Genomic DNA, 21,944 nt, shown 5'->3' on the forward strand with positions numbered 1-21,944 from the left:
GCGGGCCGCCGGTGCCTAGAGCGCTTCCTCGGAATGCGCCAGCAATGTCATCAGATCCTTCATCACCCGGGCCTGCTCGCCGGCGAAGCCGGAGTGACCGGCCACCGCCAGGGATTCCGCCAGGGACGGCGCCCCTTTCTCCGGCATCGGCCGGGCCGGCTCGCCCAGGACGCCGACGCGATCGTCAGCGGACGCCGTCGGTGCCGGCTCCGGTTGGTCCTTCTCCGCCACCGGCTTCTCGTTCTGCGGCAGCAGATGGATCACGAAGGTGTCGCTCGCTTCGTTGCCGGCCAGGTCGTGACCGACCACCTTCACATCCACCCGCTCCACGCCCAGGGTCAGCGCCTGGGCGCGGTCCACCCGGAAGGTCTGCGAGTCGGTGTCGAAGGTGATGTAGGCCGGCAACGGGCTGCCGTCCGCCTGGGTCGCCTCCACGCTGATCGGCTGATCCGACTCGCTGTGGAAGGTGTTGGCGGGCAGCGCGAACAGATAGATGTCCTCGTTGGCCACCACATCGCGCAGCGCGATGCGCAGCTCGATGGGCTGGATCTCGGGCAGCTCGAAGTAGTCGTCGTAATCGCCGCCCAGGCGCAGCGAATCGTCGCCGCGACCGGAGAACGGATCGCCGTCGCCATCGATGTCCTCGGTGCCACGGTCCGGCACGATCGGCGGCTGCGGATCGGGGGGCGTCGGCGTCGGATCGGTGGGCACGTAGGGGTCGTTGCGACCGTCCACGCGCACCGTCAGGGTGGCGGTGTCGAAGCCGCCCTCGCCGTCGCTGATGCGGTACTGGATCGAGGTGTCGCGGCTTTCCCGGGCATTCAGGCTACGGAAGTCGCCGCGCGGGTCGAAGCGGAAACTGCCGTCGGCCTGCAGCTGGAAGCGGCCGCCCTGATCGCCGCGCACCCACTGCCCCACCGCCAGGGTGTCGCCATTGACCGCGTCCACGGTGATCGGGTCGCCGTCCGGATCCTGGTCGTTGTCCAGCACGTTGCCGCCGGTGCCGGTGAGCTCGTCGGCCACGGCGCCGTCGTCGCTGGCCACCGGCGCCGGGTTGGCGATGGTCCAGTTGAACTGCAGCTGCACGCTGCCACCGTTGCCGTCGGAGGCGGTGACGGTGACCGTATAGGTGCCGCCCACGCCACCCTGGGACGCGCTGCGCTCCGGCGTGCCGGTGATGATGCCGGTGGCCGGGTCGATGCTGAGCCCCGGCGGCAGGCCATTGGCGCTGTAGGTCAGGGTGTCGGTGCCGTCCACATCGGTGAAGGCGCCGGACACGTCCAGCGGCTCCACCGGCTCGGCGTCGCGGCCGTTCTGATCGGTCGGCGCGTTGCCGGTGACCACGGTGGGCGCGTCGTTGACGCCGGTGACGGTGATTTCCAACGTGGCCGTGTCGAAGCCGCCTTCGCCGTCACTGACCTGGTACTCGATGGAGGTGGTGCGGGTCTCGCCCACCGCCAGGTCGTCGAAGTCGCCGTTGGGGTCGAAGCTGTAGCTGCCGTCCTGGTTGATCGTGAACCGGCCACCGTGGCTGCCGTCGGTGGCCTCGCCCACATTGCCGGCATCGCCGCCCACCTGGCTGACCACCAGATCGTCACCGTCCGGGTCGCTGTCGTTGGTCAGCACATTGCCGGTGGTGGTGGTGTCCTCGTTGGTGGCACCGGTGTCGTTGTCGGCGATGGGCGCCGGGTTGCTGACGGTCCAGTCGAAGCTGATGTCCACGGTGCCGCCGTTGCCATCATCGGCGGTGATGGTGACCGTGTAGGTGCCGTCGGTACCGCCCTGGGAGGCGTCCCGGTCGAGGGTGCCGCTGATGATGCCGGTATCGGTGTCGATACTGAGGCCCGGCGGCAGACCGTCGGCGCTGTAGGTCAGGGTGTCGGTGCCGTCCACATCGGCGAAGGCGCCGGACACGTCCAGCGGCGTGACCGTGTCGCTGTCATCGTTGCTCTGGGTATCCGGCACGTTGCCGTTCACCACCGTGGGCGCGTCGTTCACGCCGGTCACGGTGATGGTGAGCGTGGCGGTGTCGAAGCCGCCCTCGCCGTCGCTGACCTGATACTCGATGGAGGTGGTGCGGGTTTCGCCCACCGCCAGGTCGTCGAAATCACCGTTGGGGTCGAAGCTGTAGCTGCCGTCCTGGTTAAGGGTGAAGCGACCGCCGTGGTCGCCGTCCACGGCCTCGCCCACCTCACCGGCTTCGCCGTTAACGGCGCTCACCGTCAGATCATCGCCGTCCGGGTCGCTGTCGTTGGTCAGCACGTTGCCGGTGGTGGTGGTGTTTTCGGTGGTGGCACCGGTGTCGTTATCGGCGATGGGCGCCGGGTTGCTGACGGTCCAGTCGAAGCTCATCTCCACGGTGCCGCCGTTGCCATCATCGGCGGTGACGGTCACGGTGTAAGTGCCGTCGGTACCGCCCTGGGAGGCATCGCGATCAAGGGTGCCGCTGATGATGCCGGTATCGGTGTCGATACTGAGGCCCGGCGGCAGGCCGTCGGCGCTGTAGGTCAGGGTGTCGGAACCGTCCACGTCGGCAAAGGCGCCGGACACGTCCAGCGGCGTGACCGTGTCGCTGTCATCGTTGCTTTGCGCTTCCGGCACATTGCCGGTGACCACCGTGGGGGCGTCGTTGACACCGGTCACGGTGATGGTGAGGGTGGCGGTGTCGAAGCCGCCTTCGCCGTCGCTGACCTGGTACTCGATGGAGGTGGTGCGACTCTCTCCCACCGCCAGGTCGTCGAAGTCACCGTCTGGGTCGAACGTATAGCTGCCGTCCTCGTTGAGGGTGAACTGGCCGCCGTGATCGCCGTCCACCGCCTCGCCCACCTCACCGGCTTCGCCATTGACCTGGCTGACGGTCAGATCGTCACCGTCCGGATCGCTGTCGTTGGTGAGCACGTTGCCGGTGGTGGTGCTGTTTTCGTTGGTGGTGCCGGTGTCGTTGTCGGCGACCGGCGCCGGGTTGCTCACCGTCCAGTCAAAGCTGATGTCCACGGTGCCGCCGTTGCCGTCGTCGGCGGTGACGGTCACGGTGTAAGTGCCGTCGGTGCCACCCTGGGAGGCATCGCGATCCAGGGTGCCGCTGATGATGCCGGTATCGGTGTCGATACTGAGGCCCGGCGGCAGACCGTCGGCGCTGTAGGTCAGGGTGTCGGAACCGTCCACGTCGGCAAAGGCGCCGGACACGTCCAGCGGCGTGACCGTATCGCTGTCGTCGTTGCTCTGTGCCTCGGGCACGTTGCCGGTGACCACGGTGGGTGCGTCGTTGACGCCGGTGACGGTGATTTCCAACGTCGCCGTATCGAAGCCGCCTTCGCCGTCGCTGACCTGATACTCGATGGAGGTGGTGCGGGTTTCACCCACGGCCAGATCGTCGAAGTCGCCGTTGGGGTCGAACGAATAGCTGCCGTCCTCGTTGAGGGTAAACTGGCCACCGTGGTCGCCGTCCACCGCTTCGCCCACGTCGCTGGCTTCGCCATTGACCTGGCTGACGATCAGATCATCGCCGTCCGGGTCGCTGTCGTTGGTCAGCACATTGCCGGTGGTGGTGCTGTTCTCGGTGGTGGCACCGGTGTCGTTGTCGGCGATGGGCGCCGGGTTGCTCACCGTCCAGTCGAAGCTCATGTCCACCGTGCCGCCATGACCATCGTCGGCGGTGATGGTCACGGTATAGGTGCCGTTGGTGCCGCCCTGGGAGGCGTCCCGGTCGAGGGTACCGCTGATCACGCCGGTGCCGGCATCAATGCTGAGCCCCGGCGGCAGGCCGTTGGCGCTGTAGGTCAGGGTGTCGGAGTCGTCCACATCGGTGAAGGCCCCGGACACATCCAGTCCGGTGACCACATCACTGTCGTCATTGCTTTGTGCCTCGGGCACGTCGCCGCTGACCACGGTGGGCGCATCGTTCACACCGGTAACGGTGATTTTCAGGGTGGCGGTGTCGAAGCCACCTTCGCCATCACTGACCTGGTAATCGATGGAAGTGGTGCGGGTCTCGCCCACCGCCAGGTCGTCGAAGTCGCCGTTGGGATCGAAGCTGTAGCTGCCGTCCTCGTTGAGGATGAACCGGCCACCGTTGTCGCCGTCCACCACTTCGCCCACATCGGCGGCCTCGCCATTAACCGCGCTCACCGTCAGATCGTCACCGTCCGGATCGCTGTCGTTGGTGAGCACATTGCCAGAGGTGGTGCTGTTCTCCGTGGTGGTACCGGTATCGTTGCTGGCATCCGGCGCCGGGTTGCTCACGGTCCAGTCGAAGCTCATGTTCACCGTGCCGCCATGACCGTCGCTGGCGGTAACGGTGACCGTGTAGGTGCCATCGTCGCCGCCCTGGGAGGCGTCACGTTCGAGGGTGCCGCTGATGACACCGGTGCTGGCATTGATGCTCAGACCCGGCGGCAAACCATTGGCGCTGTAGGTCAGGGTGTCGGAACCGTCCACGTCGCTGAAAGCCCCGGACACATCCAGTCCGGTGACCACATCACTGTCGTCATTGCTTTGTGCCTCGGGCACGTCGCCGGTGACCACCGTCGGCGCATCGTTCAGGCCGGTAACGGTGATTTTCAGGGTGGCGGTATCGAAGCCACCTTCGCCATCACTGACCTGGTAATCGATGGAGGTGGTGCGGGTCTCGCCCACCGCCAGGTCGTCGAAGTCGCCGTTGGGGTCGAAGCTGTAGCTGCCGTCCTCGTTGAGGATGAACCGGCCACCGTTGTCGCCGTTCACCGGCTCGCCCACATCGGTGGCCTCGCCGTTAACGGCGCTCACCGTCAGATCGTCGCCATCCGGATCGCTGTCGTTGGTGAGCACATTGCCAGAGGTGGTGCTGTTCTCCGTGGTGGTACCGGTATCGTTGCTGGCATCCGGCGCCGGGTTGCTCACGGTCCAGTCGAAGCTCATGTTCACCGAGCCGCCGTTACCATCGCTGGCGGTGACGGTAACGGTGTAGGTGCCATCGTCACCGCCCTGGGAAGCGTCACGCTCGAGGGTGCCGCTGATGACACCGGTGGTGGCATTGATGCTGAGCCCCGGCGGCAGACCATTGGCGCTGTAGGTCAGGGTGTCGGAGCCGTCCACATCGCTGAAAGCACCGGACACATCCAGCCCGTTCACCACATCACTGTCGTCGTTGCTTTGCGCTTCCGGCACGTCGCCGGTGACCACCGTCGGCGCATCGTTCACGCCGGTGACGGTGATGGTCAGGGTGGCGGTATCGAAACCGCCCTCGCCATCGCTGATCTGGTACTCGATGGACGTGGTGCGGGACTCGCCCACCGCCAGGTCATCGAAGTCGCCGTTGGGGTCGAAGCTGTAGCTGCCGTCCTCGTTAATGGTGAAGCGGCCACCGTTGTCGCCGTCCACCGCCTCGCCCACATCGGTGGCCTCACCCCCAACCTGACTGACGGTCAGGGTGTCGCCTTCCGGGTCGCTGTCGTTGGTCAGTACGTTGCCGGAGGTGGTGCTGTTCTCCGTGGTGGTACCGGTGTCGTTCACCGCCACCGGGGCATCGTTCACGCCGGTCACGGTGATGGTCAGGGTGGCGGTGTCGAAGCCGCCTTCCCCATCGCTGACCTGATACTCAATGGAGGTGGTGCGGGTTTCGCCCACCGCCAGATCGTCGAAGTCGCCGTCGGGGTCGAAGCTGTAGCTGCCGTCCTCATTGAGGGTGAACCGGCCCCCGTGGCTGCCGTCCACCGCTTCCCCCACATCGCCGGCTTCGCCGTTGACCTGGCTCACCGTCAGATCGTCACCGTCCGGGTCGTTGTCGTTGGTCAGCACATTGCCGGTGGTGGCGGTGTCCTCGTTGGTGGTGGCGGTGTCGTTGCTGGCCTCCGGCGCCGGGTTGCTCACGGTCCAGTCGAAGCTCATGTTCACCGTGCCGCCGTTGCCATCGCTGGCGGTGACGGTAACGGTGTAGGTGCCATCATCGCCGCCCTGGGAAGCGTCACGCTCGAGGGTACCGCTGATGACACCGGTGCTGGTATTGATGCTCAGACCCGGCGGCAAACCGTTGGCGCTGTAGGTCAGGGTGTCGGAGCCGTCCACGTCGGTGAAGGCACCGGACACATCCAGCGGCGTAATGGTGTCGCTGTCGTCGTTGCTTTGCGCTTCCGGTACATCGCCGGTAACCACCGTGGGCGCATCGTTCAGGCCGGTGACGGTGATCGTCAGCGTGGCGGTGTCGAAGCCGCCCTCGCCATCGCTGACCTGGTACTCAATGGAGGTGGTACGGGACTCACCCACCGCCAGATCATCGAAGTCGCCGTTGGGATCGAAGCTGTAGCTGCCGTCTTGGTTAATGGTGAAGCGGCCGCCGTCGCCGCCGTCCACCGCCTCACCCACGTTTGAGCTTTCACCACCCACCTGGCTGACGATCAGATCGTCACCGTCCGGGTCGCTGTCGTTGGTCAGCACATTGCCGGTGGTGGTGCTGTTTTCCGTGGTGGTTTTCTGGTCATTGACCGCCTGCGGCAGGTCGTTGGTGTTCACCGCGCGCAGACTGCCGGTGAGGGTGTTGCTGTCCAGCGCTTGGGGGCCGCCGGCCTGGCCGTCGTTGTTGCCATCGTTGACCACGATCCGGTAATCCCGGGTGGTGGTATCCGGCGCGTCGCTGGTGTTTTCGTAGCGCAGCGCCTCGATCAGCGCGGTCACCTGCGCGGCGCTGGTGCCCGCCGCCAGATGAATGGTGAGGCTGCCGTTGCCACTCTCCAGGGAGGCGATGCCCGGCGCTTCGTCGTCCACCAGGGAGAACACGTCGGCGGCGGTGGCGTCGTCCAGGGTGACGGTGATGGTGCCGCCGCCAAAGTCGTCGCCGTCCACGTCGTCCAACGTTACGGTGCCGGCGTCCACCAGCGGTTTCCGTTCACTGCCGGTGCCCAGCCCCTCGTTCTCCACCACCACCACTTCGGTGGGCAGGTCGGCGCCCAGTTCCGGCGCGTCGTTGACCGGCTTGACGGTGATGCCCAGGGCCACCGCGTCGGCGCTGTCGGACCAGATGCCGGTGGCGTCGAAGGTCACGTCGGCGCGCTGGCCGGCGTTGGCCGCCTGGTTGTCACCGTTGCCGTCCCGTTCCGCCACCACGTAGCTCAGGCCGTCCGGGGTGCCGTGGTAGTCCGCCGCCGGCAGGAAGCGCACGCGGCTGTCCGGGCCCAGCACCAGGGCGTTGTCCACGGACACGTCCGAGGGGACGTCCACCCAGCCGCTGCCGGTGTTGTATTGCCAGCGGCCCTGATTGGCGTCCGCCGGGTTGTCGATGATGGCGATGCCACCGAAGGCGTCGGCGCTGCTGCCGCCGCTTTCCGCCACGTCGGTCTGATCGTCGGTGTCGTCGTTGAAGTTGTCGCCGGCCAGATCGGCGACGCTGTGGCCGTTACCGGAGGAATCCTCATCGATGTCCGGCAGCGACACGCTGCCGTCGGTGACGGTGGGCGCGTCGTTGATGGCGGTGATGTCCGCCTCCAGGGCGGTGGCGGTGGCGGACCAGACGCCGGTCTGGTCGCCCAGGTCGCCGTTCTGCGTCAGGTTGAAGGTGTCGCCGCCGTCGCTGCTGGTGGCCAGGCCGGGCTGGCTGTTGTCGCCCAGGCGCACGGTCAGGCCGCCGGGCTGGCCGTTGAAATCCGCCGCCGGCTGGAAGCGCACCAGGGTGTCGGCGGTAACGATCAGCGCGTTGCTGTCGCTGAGCGCGGTGGACACGTCCACCCAATCACCGTCGATGCGGATCTGCCAGACGCCCTGATCGGCGTTGGCGTCGTTGCCGGTGATGGCGATAAAGCTGAGCGGCGTTTCTTCACTTCCCGCGCTGCCGCCGTTTTCATCGCTCTGATCGTCGGCGCCGTCGTTGTACTGGTCGCCGAACAGATCGCCCAGGGATTGGCCGGCACCGCCGTTGCCGTCCTCGTCGGTGGGCGTCAGGGTGACCGCGTCACCGTCGGCCACCGGCCGGTCGTTCACCGGGGTGACGTCCAGATTGACGGTGATGCTGTCCTGCAGGGCGCCGCCGGTGCCGGTGTTGCCGCCGTCATTGACGGTGATGGTCAGGGTGTCGGCGCCGTAATAGTCGCCGTCCGGCCGGTAACCGGCCTGGTCCAGCAGCGCGTTGAGCTGGGCTTCGGTGGCGCCGGTGAGGGTCAGGGTGCGACCGCCGTTGCTGAGCGTGCCCAACTCGGTGTCGAAGGTGCCGTGGTCGACGCTGAGGGTGATGCTCATGCCGGAACCGCCGAAGTCGTCCGGGTCGGCGATGCCATAGCCGGACAGATCCAGACGGCCGTCCTCGGCCACCGTCACCGTGCCGCCGTCGTCGCCGGGGCCGCTGATCACCGGCGCGTCGTTGGTGCCGCTGATGTTGACGCGGACGATTTTGGAGACCGTCTCATTGTTGGCCGGGTCGGCGTTCTGATCGCCGTTGCCACGGTCGTCAAAGGTGATCCTCAGCCGCGCGGTGCCGTCCGCGTTGGTGTTGTCCGGGGTGAACGTCAGATCCGCCAGCTGGGCGTTGATTTCCGCCAGGGTGCCGGTGAGCGTCAGGGAGGTGGCGCCGGGGCCGGCGCCGATGGACACCAGGCCGGCGGCGTCATTGGCGCCGCTGAGCACTTCCACGGTCACCGACTGATTATCGTTGAAAACGTCCTGACCGCTGTCCGCGTTGTCGGCCACGCTGACGCCGCTGATCGCCAGGGAACCGCTGCCGTCGTGGTCGAAGGTCTGGGTGCCGGGCACGGTGAGCGACGGCTTGTCGTTGACCGCCACGAGGGTGAGGGTGGCGGAGACGCTGTCGCTCAGGGCGGTGCCGTTGCCGTGCAGATCGCTGTCGGTGACCTGCATGCTCAGCGTGGTGGTGCCGTTGTCGTTGGCCGCCGGCGTATAGGTAATGTTCTCCAGGGCGGTGCGCAGGGTATCCAGGCGACCGGTGAGGGTCAGCTGGCCGGTGCCGCCGCCGCTGACGGTGAGGCCGTTGGCGCCGGCCACGCTGAGCGCGCCGGCGCCCACGTTGATCACCACCGTCAGATCTTCGTCGAAGGCATCCAGGTCACTGAGGTCCAGGCCCTGCAACAGGCCCGGGGTGTCCTCGGTGAAGGTCTGGTCGGGCAGGGTCGCCACCGGCGCGTCGTTGCTGGTGGAGGCGATCAGGTCGATGCTGGCCCGGTCGGTGTTATTGGCATCGGAGATCGGCGTGCCGTCTTCGTTGGCGGCGCCGCCGTTGGCGCCGCCACCGCCGAGCCGGTCGTCGACCACCGCTTCCACGGTGAGCCGCTGGTTGAGGTCGCCGGTGATTTCCACGGTGAGGGTGGCGAGCGCCGCCCGCACCTCCGCCAGGGTGCCGCTGAGTTGCAGGCTGGCGCCGCTCAGGGCGCTGCCGTCCAGGGTGGCGCGCAACAGCGCATCGGCGCCGTCCACCGGGTTGCCGTTGGCGTCCAGGATGCGCAGGTCCACGGTGATGAAGTCGGTCTCGCCGTCGCCCAGGTTGGTCAGGTCCGCGTCGCCGATGGTGAACACCTCGCCCAGGTCCAGCGGCGAGCCGGACACCAGGTTGTCCGCCGGCGGCGTGGCGTCCACGGTGGGCGCGTCGTTACGGGCATCCACCAGGATCTCGAAGGTGCCTTCCGCGGAGGTTTTCGGGCCGTCGCTGACCACGAACTTGAAGCTGTCGGCGTGGTTCTCGGAGCCGTCGTGCTCATAACTGACGCGGCCGGCGTCGATGTCCGCCTGGGTGAAGGTCCCGCCCACCTGGAGGACCTTGCCATTGAGCAGCAGCTTGCCGTTTTCCACGTTCTCGGTGACGCGGAAGGTGTTCTGGCGGGTGCTGTTGTCGCTGTCGTAGGCGGACAGACGGTCGTTGCCGATCACCGCCTTGTCGCCCTCGCCCACGGTCAGCACTTCGTTGGCCGGCGGGCCGGCGTCGCCGCTGCCCGGCTGGGCGTTGATGATCGGTGCGTCGTTGAGCGGCGCGATTTCGAAGCCCACGGTGCCGGCCTCGGACACATGGCCGGCGGCGGGCGCGCCGGAGGTGGTGTCCGGCTGCAGCGCGTCGGCGGGCGCGCCCAGATCATCGCGCACCACGAACTGGAACGCATCGCTGCGCAGCACTTCACCGCCGTCGTGCACATAACGCAGGCCACTGGCGGTGCCGTCGGCGGCGGTGGTCAGCAGGTCCCGGGAGTACCAGGCGCCGTCCAGGGCCACGTCCACCCATTCCGAGCCGGTCCAGCGTTGCAGGGTGCCGGCCGCCGGCAGGCTGGTGATCTGGAACCACAGCGGGTCCACGCCGGCCTCGCCGTTGGGGTCCGCGGCGCTGCCCGGGGTGACGTCCTCGGAGCCGTCCGGGTCGGACATGATCAGGTCGTCCGGGCCCAGGCCGACGATGCCGTCATGGGTGTCGGTGGCTTCGGTGATCAGCTGCTGGCTGTCGCCGGTCACCGGCGCGTCGTTGACCGGGGTGGCGTCCAGGCTGAAGCTGCCGGTGTCGGTGAAGGCGCCGCCGTCGGTGACGATAAAGCTGAAGCCGCTCTGGTGATTCTCACCGCCGTCGTGCTGGAAGGTGACCCGGCCCGCTTCCACGTCGGCCTGGGTGAAGCTGTCGTAGATCCCCAGCACCGCGCCGTCCAGCAGCAGCTGGCCGTTGGCCGGCAGGCCGGTCAGGGTGTAGGTGATGCGCTCATCGGGCAGCGGATAATCGCCGGCTTCCAGATGGTAGCGGAGCTGGTCACCGGTGAGGGTGGTGCCGTCGCCCTCGTCGAAGCCGCCGGCGCCGGTGTTGTTGACCACGTCACCGGTGACCACCGGCAGGGTGTCCACGCCCTGGCCCGGACCGCCGCCCTCGCCGTCGAACACGGTATCCAGGTCGAAGGTCAGGGTGCCGGTTCGCGGGTCACCGTTTTCGTCGCGCCACTGGCCCGGTTCGCCGGCGTCGTCGAACGCCTTGTACTCGGAGTCGCGCAGTTGGAAGCGCAGGCCGGTGTCCTGGGTGACGCCTTCGGCGGGCCGGCTGGTCTGCACGTAGCGCACCAGGCCGGCGTTGATGTCCGCCTGGGAGAAGGTGCCGCCCACGGTCAGCGCCACCCAGTGCGGGTTACCGACCCCGCCGATATTGAACTGGATCTGCCCGTACTCCGGCAGGCCGGTGAGCGAGTACACCAGCTGGCTGTCGCTGCTGTCCGGGTCCTGGGCGTCGAGCATGCCGTCCTCGAACACCACCACGTGGGTGTCACTGGCGTCCAGCGGCGAAGGGGTCGGCGTCAGCGTCGGGTCATCGTTGTTCTGGCGGATCTGAATGTCCACCTGGCGCTCGCTGGTAAGCGCGCCCTCCGGGCCCTCGCCGCCCCCGTTGTCGGTGACCCGCAGGGTGAAGCTGGGCGCCACCGCCCCGGGCTCGTCGCCGTCGTGGGCGAACGACAGCCACTGCAGCTGGTCGGCGGTGAAGGTGTCGCCGTCGCCGAGCGCTTCGCCCTGATCGACCACCCCGTTGCCGTTCAGGTCGAGGAACAGCTGGCCGCGACCGTTGAGGCCGGCGGTGCCGTCCACCTCGATGGTGACATTGCCGGGGGCGTCGGCATGGCCGGATTCGCGGTCCTCGTAGGTGAGCCCGAGACCGGTGGTCTCGCCTTCGTACTGGCTCGGGTTGCCTTCGATGGAAGGCGCCTGGTTGATCGGCTCCAGGGCCACCGTCAGGGTTTTCGAGGTGGACGCGCCAGCGCCGTCGAACACGGTGATATTGAAGCCGTCCACGTCGCCGGGGGCCACGTCCACGCCGTCGTGGGTGTAGACCAGATTGCCCAGCTGGGTGGCGTCAAAGGTGGAACCTTCCACCAGAATGGCGCCGTTAAGACGCAGGGTGCCGTGCTCCGGCAGGGAATCGATCTGCAGAATCAGCTGGTCCAGGCTCTGGTCGCCGCTGTCGATGTCCGGATCGCTGAGCCCCAGGTTCTCCAGGGTGAAGGTGAGGCTGCCGCCCTCGTCGGCGCGCAGGTCGCCCACGTCGAAGGTGGGCGCGTCATTGACCGGGGAAATCGGCGCGTCGTAGGTGGCGGTGTCCCGCTGCACCCCGTTTTCGCTGAGCACCAGGGAGACGCTCAGGTCGCCGGTGTAGTTTTCCCCCGGCGTCACCGTGATGCCGGCCAGGGCGGCGTTGATTTCCGCCTTGGTGCCGGTGAGCGTGATCGACTGCCGGTTCTGGCCGTCCTGGGTGAAGTAGGTGCCGGCCTCCAGGGCGCTTTCGTTGAGCGTCAGATCCAGGCTGTACTGGTCCGGCTCCGGCTGGCCGTCGTTGTTCTGGTCGGTGCCGCCCCCGTCGGAGACGCTGACCCCGTCCAGCGAGAAGCTGGTGTCTTCCGACACCGGATGGCTCGCGCTCTGCCCGTCGGCGGAGGTGTCCACCTGGGTGCTGTCGAGGGTGATCGCCGCCGCCGCGTCCAGCAGCAGGCGGGGTTCAAGCGCTTGAAAGTCGAGGTTATCCATAGCGGCATCCGGTTGGGATCGCGGCGCCAGGCACACGGACACGGGAGGTCGCCACGGCGGGCGCGGAGGCCGGCCGTCATCGTCCTGCTTTTCATTCAGTGAAAGTGTTTGCTATGGCTCACGGGCAGACTGCCCGTTTCCGCGCTCCCGCGGTGTCCCCCCCCAAAATGGTGACCGCCAAATCCGCCCCTTCTTCACCTGAAAACGTGCTCCGGAACCGAAAGCGCTCCGGTCAATGCCCTGCAGCGATACACTGTCAAAAATTTTTATTTGGTCTTCAAAAATGTGACGAAGACCACAATCACAACGCAGGAAGATTCTCACCAGAACGTTACACAATCAACGCTTCACGTGGTTTTGACGTAACTTTTTTTTGTTTTTTGTTCAAAATTCCGACCGATAATATTTTAGGATCAAGCAAAAACTAATTATTTCTCCTTAGACTGCCAGGCGCCCCTCCCCGTGTAGAATGGGCGCCGTTGGAACATCGCGGCGGGGGAACAATGCAAAACGGCTTCATGGTGCTGCACGGCAATCGGCTGGAGACGCTCACCGAGGTGGTGGCGGGCTGGTTGCGGCGCCATCCGCTGCCGCCGCTGGCGGAGGAAACCGTGCTGGTGCAGTCCAACGGCATGGCCCAGTGGCTGAAGCTGAAGCTGGCCGAGCCGGACGCCCTGGGCATTGCCGCGGGGTTCAGTTTCCAGATGCCGGCGCGCTTTCTGTGGAGCGCCTATCGCACCGTGCTCGGCGAGGACCGGGTACCGCGCACCTCGCCGTTCGACAAGTCCCGCCTGCTGTGGCGGCTGTACCGGCTGCTGCCCACCCTGCTCGACCGGGACGCCTTCGAGCCGCTGCGCCACTTTCTCGACGACGACGGCGACAACCGCAAGCGCCACCAGCTGGCCGAGCGGCTGGCGGATCTGTTCGACGCCTATCAGGTCTACCGGGCGGACTGGCTGGCCGACTGGGAACAGGGCGAGGACCGGCTGCGGCGGGCCCCGGATCGCCGCGACAGCGTGCCCCTGCCCCCCGGCCAGCACTGGCAGCCGGCGCTGTGGCGGGCCCTGCTGGACGACCTGCCGGCGGACCGGCGCGGCCTCAGCCGGGCGGCGATCCACGACGCCTTCGTGGCGGCCCTGGCCGACGGACCGGCGCCCGCCGGCCTGCCCGAACGGCTGCTGGTGTTCGGCATCAGCGCCCTGCCGCAGCAGTCCCTGGAAGCGCTGGCGGCACTCAGCCGCCACTGCCAGGTGCTGATGCTGGTGCAGAACCCCTGCGAGATGTACTGGGCGGATATCGTCGAGGACCGGGACCTGCTGCGCCGGCAACTGGACCACCGCCGCCGCCACCTGGTGACGCCGCCGGACAACCCGGTGCACCCGCTGCTGGCCGCCTGGGGCAAGCAGGGCCGGGATTTTATCGGCCTGCTCTACGACCACGACGACCCGGCCGATTATCAGAGCGCCTTCGAGCAGATCGACCTGTTCGACCCGGACCCGCCCACCGACACCCTGCTGCGAACGCTGCAGCGGGACATCCTCAAGCTGCGGCCGCCACCGGAGACGCCGCCGGTGGCCAGCCCGGACCACTCGCTGAGTTTCGCCGTGGCCCATGGCCCGCAGCGCGAGGTGGAAATTCTCCACGACGCGCTGCTGGCGCGCTTCGCCGAGGACCCGCACCTGCGGCCCCGGGACGTGATCGTGATGGTGCCGGACATCGAAACCTACGCGCCGCACATCGACGCGGTGTTCGGTCGCCTGGAGCGGGACGACCCCCGTTATCTGCCCTACACTCTCAGCGACCGCAGCGCCGGCGCCGCCTCGCCGCTGGCGCGGGCGGTGGAGGCGCTGCTGCATCTGCCCCAGTGGCGTTTCACCGCCGCCGACATTCTCGATCTGCTGGAGGTACCGGCCCTGCGCCGCCGCTTCGGCCTCGCCGAGAGCACCCTGCCGGCGCTGAGCCGCTGGATCGAGCAGGCCAACATCCGCTGGGGGCTGCACGAGAAACAGCGGGCCAGCCTGGATCTGCCCGGCTTCGAGCAGAACAGCTGGGCGTTCGGCCTGCGCCGCATGCTGGCCGGCTATCTGATCGGCGACGGCCCGGCCTGGCGCGACATCGAACCCCTGGACGAGGTGGCGGGCCTGGGCGCCGAGCCCGCCGGCCGCCTGGCCCGGCTGCTGGACACCCTGGACCGGCACTGGCGGGCGTGCCGCGAACCGGCCCGGCCCGGCCAATGGCGGCAGCGTTTCAGCGCTCTGCTGGACGACCTGTTCGATCCGGAGGACAGCGACGACCAGGCCATGGACGCCGGCCTGCGCGACGCTCTCAACGACTGGCTGGCGGCTTGCGAACAGGCCGACTTCGACCAGCCCCTGCCGCTCACCGTGGCGCGCCGCCCGCTGCTCGACGCGCTCAATGCCGAAAGCCTGGCCCAGCGCTTCATGGCCGGGCGCATCAACTTCTGCACCCTGATGCCGATGCGCGCCATTCCGTTCCGCCACGTGTGCCTGCTGGGCATGAAGGACGGCGACTATCCGCGCCAGCAGCAGCCCATGGACTTCGACCTGATGCGCCACTGGGGCGCCCCCGGCGGTGACGGCCGGCGGCTCAGCCTGTACCGGCCCGGGGACCGCTCGCGCCGGGAGGACGACCGCTATCTGTTCCTGGAAGCGCTGCTCAGCGCCCGGGACAGCCTTTACATCAGCTGGAGCGGCCGCCACGCCCGGGACAACAGCGAGCGGCCGCCGTCGGTGCTGGTGGCGCAGCTGCTCGACCACCTGGACCAGCGCTGGGCCGCGCCGGACGGCCGCCGGTTCTCCGAGCCTCTGGTTCTGACCCATCCGCTGCAACCGTTCAGCGGGCGCTATTTCTTTGACGACGGGCGCGCGGCGCCGATCACCTTCGCCCGGGAGTGGGAGCCGCTGCACCGCGCGGCGGCCACCGCCCCGGCCACCGGCGCGCCGCTGCCGCCACCGGAGGACCTGGAACCGGTGGGCGCCGAGGCCCTGGGCCGCTTTCTCAAGCAGCCGGTGGCGCACTTTTTCCGGGAACGGCTCAAGGCCAACCTGGAACGGGACGACCACGGCCTGGAAGAGACCGAGCCCTTTACCCTGTCCGGTCTGCAAAGCTGGCAGCTGCAGGACCGGCTGCTGGAGGCGGCGCGGCGAGCCGGCGACGGCGGCGCCGAGGCGGCGCTCGCCGACACCCTGGACCATCTGGCCGGCGGCGGCGCCCTGCCCCTGGCGCCGTTCACCGAGTTCAACCGGGACGCCCTGACCCTGCCGCTGCGCCGCCCCCTGCGGGCCTACTTCCAGCGCCTCGCCAGCTGCGGCGGAACGCTGCCCCAGCATGAGGTGAGCCTGACCCTGGACGACCTGGTGCTGGAGGACTGGCTCACCGATCTGCTGGCCGGCGCTGACGGCCCCTGCCGGTTGCGGCTGGTCACCGGCGGCCTCAAGGACCGTTGGCGCAAGCTGTGCGCGCCCTGGGCGGTGCATTTGCTGGCCTGCGCCGATGGCCTGGCGCTGACCACCGAGCTGATGGCCCGGGACGGCACCGCCCGGCTGGCGCCGCTGCCGGCGGACCGCGCCCGGGAGCACCTGGCGGCGCTGGCGCGGGGCTGGCGGGCGGGCCTGTGCCAGCCGCTGCCGGTGGCCTGCGACACCGGCTTCGCCTGGCTCGCCGGTGAGCAGCAACGGGAGAGGAAAGGCCCGGACCAGCCGGAACGCAGCGCCCGGGCGGTGTTCGAGTCCGGCTTCAGCCATGTCGGCGAGGTGGACCGGGACGCGGCCCTGCGCCGGGCCTGGCCGGACTTCGACACCCTGCTGGCCGCCCGCGAGGACGGCGAGGCCGAGCCGGCCCTGGCGGTGTGGGCCCAGCGGCTCTACCGGCCCCTGTTCGACCATCTCCAGTGGCAGGGCGCGGAGGAACGCCCATGAGCAAGCTGCCCCTGCCGCTGGCCTTCCCCTTGCACGGCACCCGCCTGATCGAGGCCAGCGCCGGCACCGGCAAGACCTTCACCCTGGCGGCCCTGTATCTGCGCCTGGTACTGGGCCACGGCGGCGACGCCCGTGGCTTCGCGCGGCCGCTGCTGCCGCCGGAAATCCTGGTGGTGACTTTTACCGAGGCGGCCACCGAGGAACTGCGCCAGCGCATACGCGACCGTCTGGCCCAGGCGGCGCGGGCGTTCGTGGACGGCCAGGCCGGCGACGACCCGATCCTGAAGGGCCTGCTGGCCGACTACCCGGACGACACCGAGCGCCAGGCCGCCGGCCAGCGCCTGGACGCCGCCGCCCAGTGGATGGACGAGGCCGCCATCTACACCATCCACGGCTTCTGCAACCGCATGCTCAAGCAGCACGCCTTCGACTCCGGCAGCCTGTTCAACCTGGAACTCAACGAGGACGCCAGCGAGGAACAGTTCCAGGCCGCTTGCGACTATTGGCGCACGGTGATCCGCCGCTTCCCGGCGGCGGCGGCGACGGGCCTGCGCGGCGCCGGCCTGGACGGCCCCCAGGCGCTGCTGGCCGCCGCCCGGCCGCTGATCGGCCATGTGCACGCCGACGATGCCCTGCCGCAATCGGTGGCCCTGTGGCTGGACACGGTGGGCCCGCAGCAGGCCCTGGAACAGCGGGCGCGGCAAGCGCTGAACGAGGAACTGCCGGCGCTGCGCGCCTGGGTGGCCGAGGCCCTGGAGCAGGGCTGGCTGCACGGCGCCACCTACAAGGCGGACACGGTGCCGGCCATGCTCGACCAGCTGGCCGCCTACGCGGAAGGTTTTCCGGCCACCGGCAAGGACGCGCTCAAGGCCCTGAAGAACTTCTCCAGCGGCGGCCTGCGGCTCAACAAGAAGGGCCTGGACCAGCGCCCGGACCTGGCCTGCCTGGACGCCCTGCAGCGGGTCCTGGAAAGCCGCGAGGACAACGCCGCGCCGCGCACCGCCCTGCTCGAGCACGCCGCCGCCTGGATCGAGCGGCGGGTGGCGATGATGCGCCGGCAGACCGCCACCATGGGTTTCGACGACATGCTCACCCGGCTGCGCGACGCCCTCGCCGACCCGGCCAACGGGCCACGCCTGGCGCGGGTGATCCGCGAGCAGTTTCCGGTGGCGCTGATCGACGAGTTCCAGGACACCGACCCGGTGCAGTACGGCATCTTCGCCGCCCTGTACGCGGACCAGCCGGACACCGGCTGGTTCATGATCGGCGACCCCAAGCAGGCCATCTACGCCTTTCGCGGCGCCGACGTGCACACCTATCTGCGAGCCCGGGAGGCCACCGACAGCCAGCACACCCTGGACCGCAACTTCCGCTCCGCCGAAGCCATGGTCGAGGCGGTGAACCGGCTGTTCGAGCACGGCGAACAACAGACCGGCGACGTGTTCCTGATGGACGGCGCGATCCGCTTCGAAGCGGTCAGCGCCCAGGGCCGCAAGGACCGTCTTGAGATCGACGGCCAGCCCCGCGCCGGCGCGGTGCTGTGGGTGGAGGACGGCGCCGCGCCGGTGAGCAGCGGCGCCTACCGCCAGCGCCAGGCGGCCTGTTGCGCCGGCGAGATCGCCCGGCTGCTCGACGGCGCCGCCAGCGGCCAGACCGGTTTTCGCGATGACCAGGGCCTGCGACCCCTGCGCTCCGAGCACATCGCCGTGCTGGTGCGCAATCGCAGCGAAGCGGCGGCGATCCGCGATGCCCTGGCCCGGCGCAACGTGCGCAGCGTGTATCTGTCGGACCGGGATTCGGTGTACGCCACCGCCGAGGCCTTCGACCTGCTGCGTCTGCTGGACGCCTGCGCCACCCCGGAGGCGGACACCAAGGTGCGCAGCGCCCTGGCCTGCGCCACCCTGGCGTTTCCGTTCACCGAACTGGACGCCCTCAACCGGGACGAGCGCCGCTGGGAGGCCATGGTGGACCGGTTCCACGGTTACCGCCGCCAGTGGCAGCGCCAGGGGGTGCTGCCGATGCTGCGCACCCTGCTGCTGGATTTCGCGGTGCCGGAGCGGCTCAGCCAGAGCCTGAGCGGCGAGCGTTCGCTCACCAACCTGCTGCATCTGGCGGAGCTGCTGCAGCAGGCCGCCGGTCATCTGGACGGCGAACAGGCGCTGCTGCGTCATCTCAGTGAGACGGTGGAGGACGGCGGCCACGGCGACGAGGCGGTGCTGCGCCTGGAAAGCGACGACGACCGGGTGCGGGTGATCACCCTGCACAAATCCAAGGGCCTGGAATACCCGCTGGTGTTCCTGCCCTTCCCCTGCGCCTTCCAGCCGGTGGACGGCAACCGCCCCCCGCTGCTCTATCACCGGGACGGCCAGCGCCACATCGACCTGGAACCGGACCGGGAGGCGGTGGCCCTGGCGGACCGGGAACGGCTCGCCGAGGACATGCGCCTGCTCTATGTGGGCCTGACCCGGGCCCAGTACCAGTGCTGGCTGGGCGTGGCGCCGGTGAAGCGCGGCAACGGCAAGCGCAACCAATTGCCGGAGAGTGCCCTGGGGCGCCTGCTGTTCGGCGCCGACGGCGTGGCCGATGACGGCCTGAGCGCCGCCCTGGCACCGCTGGCCGGCGACGCCATCCGCATCGAGCCGCCGCCGGTGGACAACGATGTGATCCACCGCCCCGCCGAACGCACCCGGCCCTGGCGGGGCGCGGCCCACTTCCCGGGCCGCGCGGCCGAAACCTGGTGGATCGCCAGCTACAGCGCCCTGAAGCAGGTGGACGAGGACACCCTGGCCCCCGCCGATCCGCGCGGCGACCAGCTGGCGGAAGCGGACCCGGCGCCGGTGGCCGCCGCGGACCAGATCGAACCGCAAGGCATCCATGCCTTTCCCCGCGGCGCCCTGCCCGGCCTGCTGCTGCACGACCTGCTGGAGCAGGCCGGCCGGGACGGCTTCGCCGCCACCCTGGCGCGCCCGGAGGAACTGGACCGGCGGGTCAGCGAGGCGCTGGCCGCCCGCCACTGGCAGGATCACGACGTCGTGCTGCGGGACTGGTGGCGGAACGCGCTGACCACGCCCTTCGGCCTTGGCGACACGGCGGTGGCGCTGGACGCCCTGCCGGTGGCGGTGCCGGAACTGGAGTTCCTGTTCCCGGCCCGGCGGGTGTCGGTGGAGGCCCTGGACAGCCTGATCCGTACCCATATCGCCCCGGGCCGGGCGCGCCCCCGGCTGGCGGCGGACACGCTGAACGGCATGCTCAAGGGCTTTATCGATCTGGTGTTCGAGCACCAAGGGCGCTATTACGTGCTCGATTACAAATCCAACTGGCTGGGGCCGGACGATCACGCCTATACCCGCGAGGCGATGACCGAGGCGGTGCTGGAAAGCCGCTACGAGGTGCAATATGCGCTCTATCTGCTGGCCCTGCACCGGCTGTTGCGCGCCCGGCTGGGCGACGACTACCAGCCGGACCGGCATCTGGGCGGCGCCGTCTATGTGTTCCTGCGCGGCCTGGACGGGCCGGACGCCGGCGGCCTCTTCGACCGCCCGCCCTCCGCGCTGATCGAGGCGCTGGACCAGTTGTTCGTACCGGGAGATGACCATGCAGGCTGATCTGTTCACCGCGCCGGCCTGGCGCGACGCCCTGGCGGCCCTGCGCGAACAGGGCCTGCTGCGCGACCTGGATCTGGCGGTGGCGGAGTTCCTGCACCGCCAGGCCCCGGAGGCGGAGCCGGCGGCGCTGCTGCTGGCGGCCCTCACCAGTGGCCAATTGGCCGCCGGCCACCTGTGTCTGGACCTGGACGAACCGGACCTGGAAGCGCGGCTGTGGCCCGCCGGCCGACCGCCGGCCCTGGACGGTTTACTGCCGGCGGCGATCAGTCAGTGGCCGGAAATTTTGAGCCACGGGCCGCTGGTGGGCGCCGGCGACGACAACGCGCCGCTGGTGTTCGATGGCGGGCGGCTCTACCTGCGCCGGCACTGGGCCCAGGAACGGGCCGTGGCGGAGCGGGTACAAGCCCGCCTGGCCACCGGGTCGGCGCCGGACCCGGCGCGCCTGGCGGGGCACCTCAACGCCCTGTTCCCCGAGCCCGCCGTGGACGGGGAACCGGACTGGCAGCAGGTGGCCTGCGCCCTGGCCGCCCGCGCCGGCCTGACCCTGATCACCGGCGGCCCCGGCACCGGCAAGACCACCACCGTGGTGCGCGTGCTGGGGCTGCTGCAGACCCTGGCCATGCAGGACCCGGCGGCGCCGCGCCGGCTGCGCATCCGCCTGGCCGCGCCCACCGGCAAGGCCGCCGCCCGGCTCACCGAGTCCATTGGCCGGCAGGTGGCGGCGCTGCCGGTGGCCGAGCAGGTGCGCGCCGCTATCCCCACCGAGGTGGGCACCCTGCACCGGCTGCTCGGCAGCCGGCCGGACAGCCGCCACTTCCGCCACCACCGCCACAATCCGGTGCACGCCGACGTGGTGGTGGTGGACGAGGCCAGCATGATCGACATGGACATGATGGCCAGCCTGCTGGACGCCCTGCCCGGCGATTGCCGCCTGATCCTGCTCGGCGACAAGGACCAGCTGGCCAGCGTGGAAGCCGGCGCGGTGATGGGCGACCTGTGCCGGGAAGCGGACGCCGGCGGCTACCGGCCCGGCACCCTGGACTATGTGCGCGCCGCCTGTGGCGCCGACCTGTCGCCCTGGGCCGGCGACGGCGCCGCCCTGGCCCAGCAGACCGCCATGCTGCGCCGCAACTGGCGCTTCAAGGACGCCCCCGGCATCGGCGATCTGGCCGCCGCCATCAACGCCGGCGATCCCCGCGCCGTGGACCGGGTGTTCGGTGCCGGCCACCCGGGCCTGATTCGGGCCGCCGACGAAAGCCCGCACGGTCTGGCCACCCGCCTCCTGAACGGCGGCGGCGAGAACGACGAGGGGCTGCGCGCTCTGGTGGCGGACGCCGCCGCCCCGGCGGCCGGCGACCCGGACCAGCGTGCCCGGGATCTGCTGCGCCGCTTTACCGGCCAGCAGCTGTTGAGCGGCCTGCGCGGCGGCCCGTTCGGGGTGGAGCGCCTCAACCGGCTGATCACCGACCATTTGCACCGGGAGGGCCTGGCCGGCGACCACGACTGGTACCCGGGCCGGCCGGTGATGATGACCCGCAACGATTACCAGCTGGGGCTGATGAACGGCGACGTGGGCCTGACCCTGCCCCACCCGGAGCGTCCCGAGGACGGCCTGCGGGTGGCGTTTCAGCTGCCCGATGGCCGCGTGCGCTGGGTGCCGCCGGGCCGCCTGGACGCGGTGGAAACGGTGTTCGCCATGACCGTGCACAAATCCCAGGGCTCGGAGTTCGGCCATGTGCTGCTGGTGCTGCCGGACCGGCCCCAGCCACTGCTCACCCGGGAGCTGATCTACACCGCCGTGACCCGGGCCAGGAGCGCGTTCACCTTGCTGGAGTACGGCCCGCCGTCGGTGCTGGCCCAGGCCATCAAACGCCGCACCTGGCGCGCCTCCGGCCTGGCCGAGCGACTGGCCGATGGCCCCCCGCCCGCCTCCAAAACCGAGCGCTGACCCCAG

Annotated in this window: 4 protein-coding genes; 3 read left to right on the forward strand and 1 reads right to left on the reverse strand. The window is 69.3% G+C overall.

The window, feature by feature from the left end; genetic code table 11:
* Positions 1-15: 15 nt before the first annotated feature.
* Positions 16-12,447 carry an Ig-like domain-containing protein gene (locus tag ACLD0W_RS11615; protein WP_410307651.1) on the reverse strand — a complete coding sequence of 4,144 codons (12,432 nt, stop codon included), beginning with the start codon at positions 12,445-12,447 and terminating at the stop codon, positions 16-18.
* Between the two features lie 503 nt (positions 12,448-12,950).
* Here ACLD0W_RS11615 and recC point away from each other — a divergent pair.
* From recC to recD, 3 genes are read left to right on the forward strand one after another with little or no spacing between them, the layout of a single operon-like run.
* Complete coding sequence (gene recC / locus ACLD0W_RS11620; RefSeq protein WP_410307652.1) at positions 12,951-16,385, forward strand: exodeoxyribonuclease V subunit gamma; 3,435 nt, start codon at positions 12,951-12,953, stop codon at positions 16,383-16,385.
* A complete protein-coding gene (gene recB / locus ACLD0W_RS11625) occupies positions 16,382-19,990 on the forward strand; it encodes an exodeoxyribonuclease V subunit beta (protein ID WP_410307653.1) in 3,609 nt (1,202 codons plus the stop codon). The genes recC and recB overlap by 4 nt, the downstream gene beginning before the upstream one ends.
* A complete protein-coding gene (gene recD / locus ACLD0W_RS11630) occupies positions 19,980-21,938 on the forward strand; it encodes an exodeoxyribonuclease V subunit alpha (RefSeq protein ID WP_410307654.1) in 1,959 nt (652 codons plus the stop codon). The genes recB and recD overlap by 11 nt, the downstream gene beginning before the upstream one ends.
* The last annotated feature ends 6 nt before the right edge of the window (positions 21,939-21,944 follow it).

It is taken from the genome of Alloalcanivorax sp. C16-1, assembly GCF_046507805.1.
Classification (GTDB): domain Bacteria; phylum Pseudomonadota; class Gammaproteobacteria; order Pseudomonadales; family Alcanivoracaceae; genus Alloalcanivorax.

Bases quoted from the DNA above. Each gene is read 5' to 3' on its own strand.
- recC (WP_410307652.1), top strand. From the start codon at position 12,951: ATGCAAAACGGCTTCATGGTGCTGCACGGCAATCGGCTGGAGACGCTC.
- recB (WP_410307653.1), top strand. From the start codon at position 16,382: ATGAGCAAGCTGCCCCTGCCGCTGGCCTTCCCCTTGCACGGCACCCGC.
- ACLD0W_RS11615 (WP_410307651.1), bottom strand. From the start codon at position 12,447: ATGGATAACCTCGACTTTCAAGCGCTTGAACCCCGCCTGCTGCTGGAC.
- recD (WP_410307654.1), top strand. From the start codon at position 19,980: ATGCAGGCTGATCTGTTCACCGCGCCGGCCTGGCGCGACGCCCTGGCG.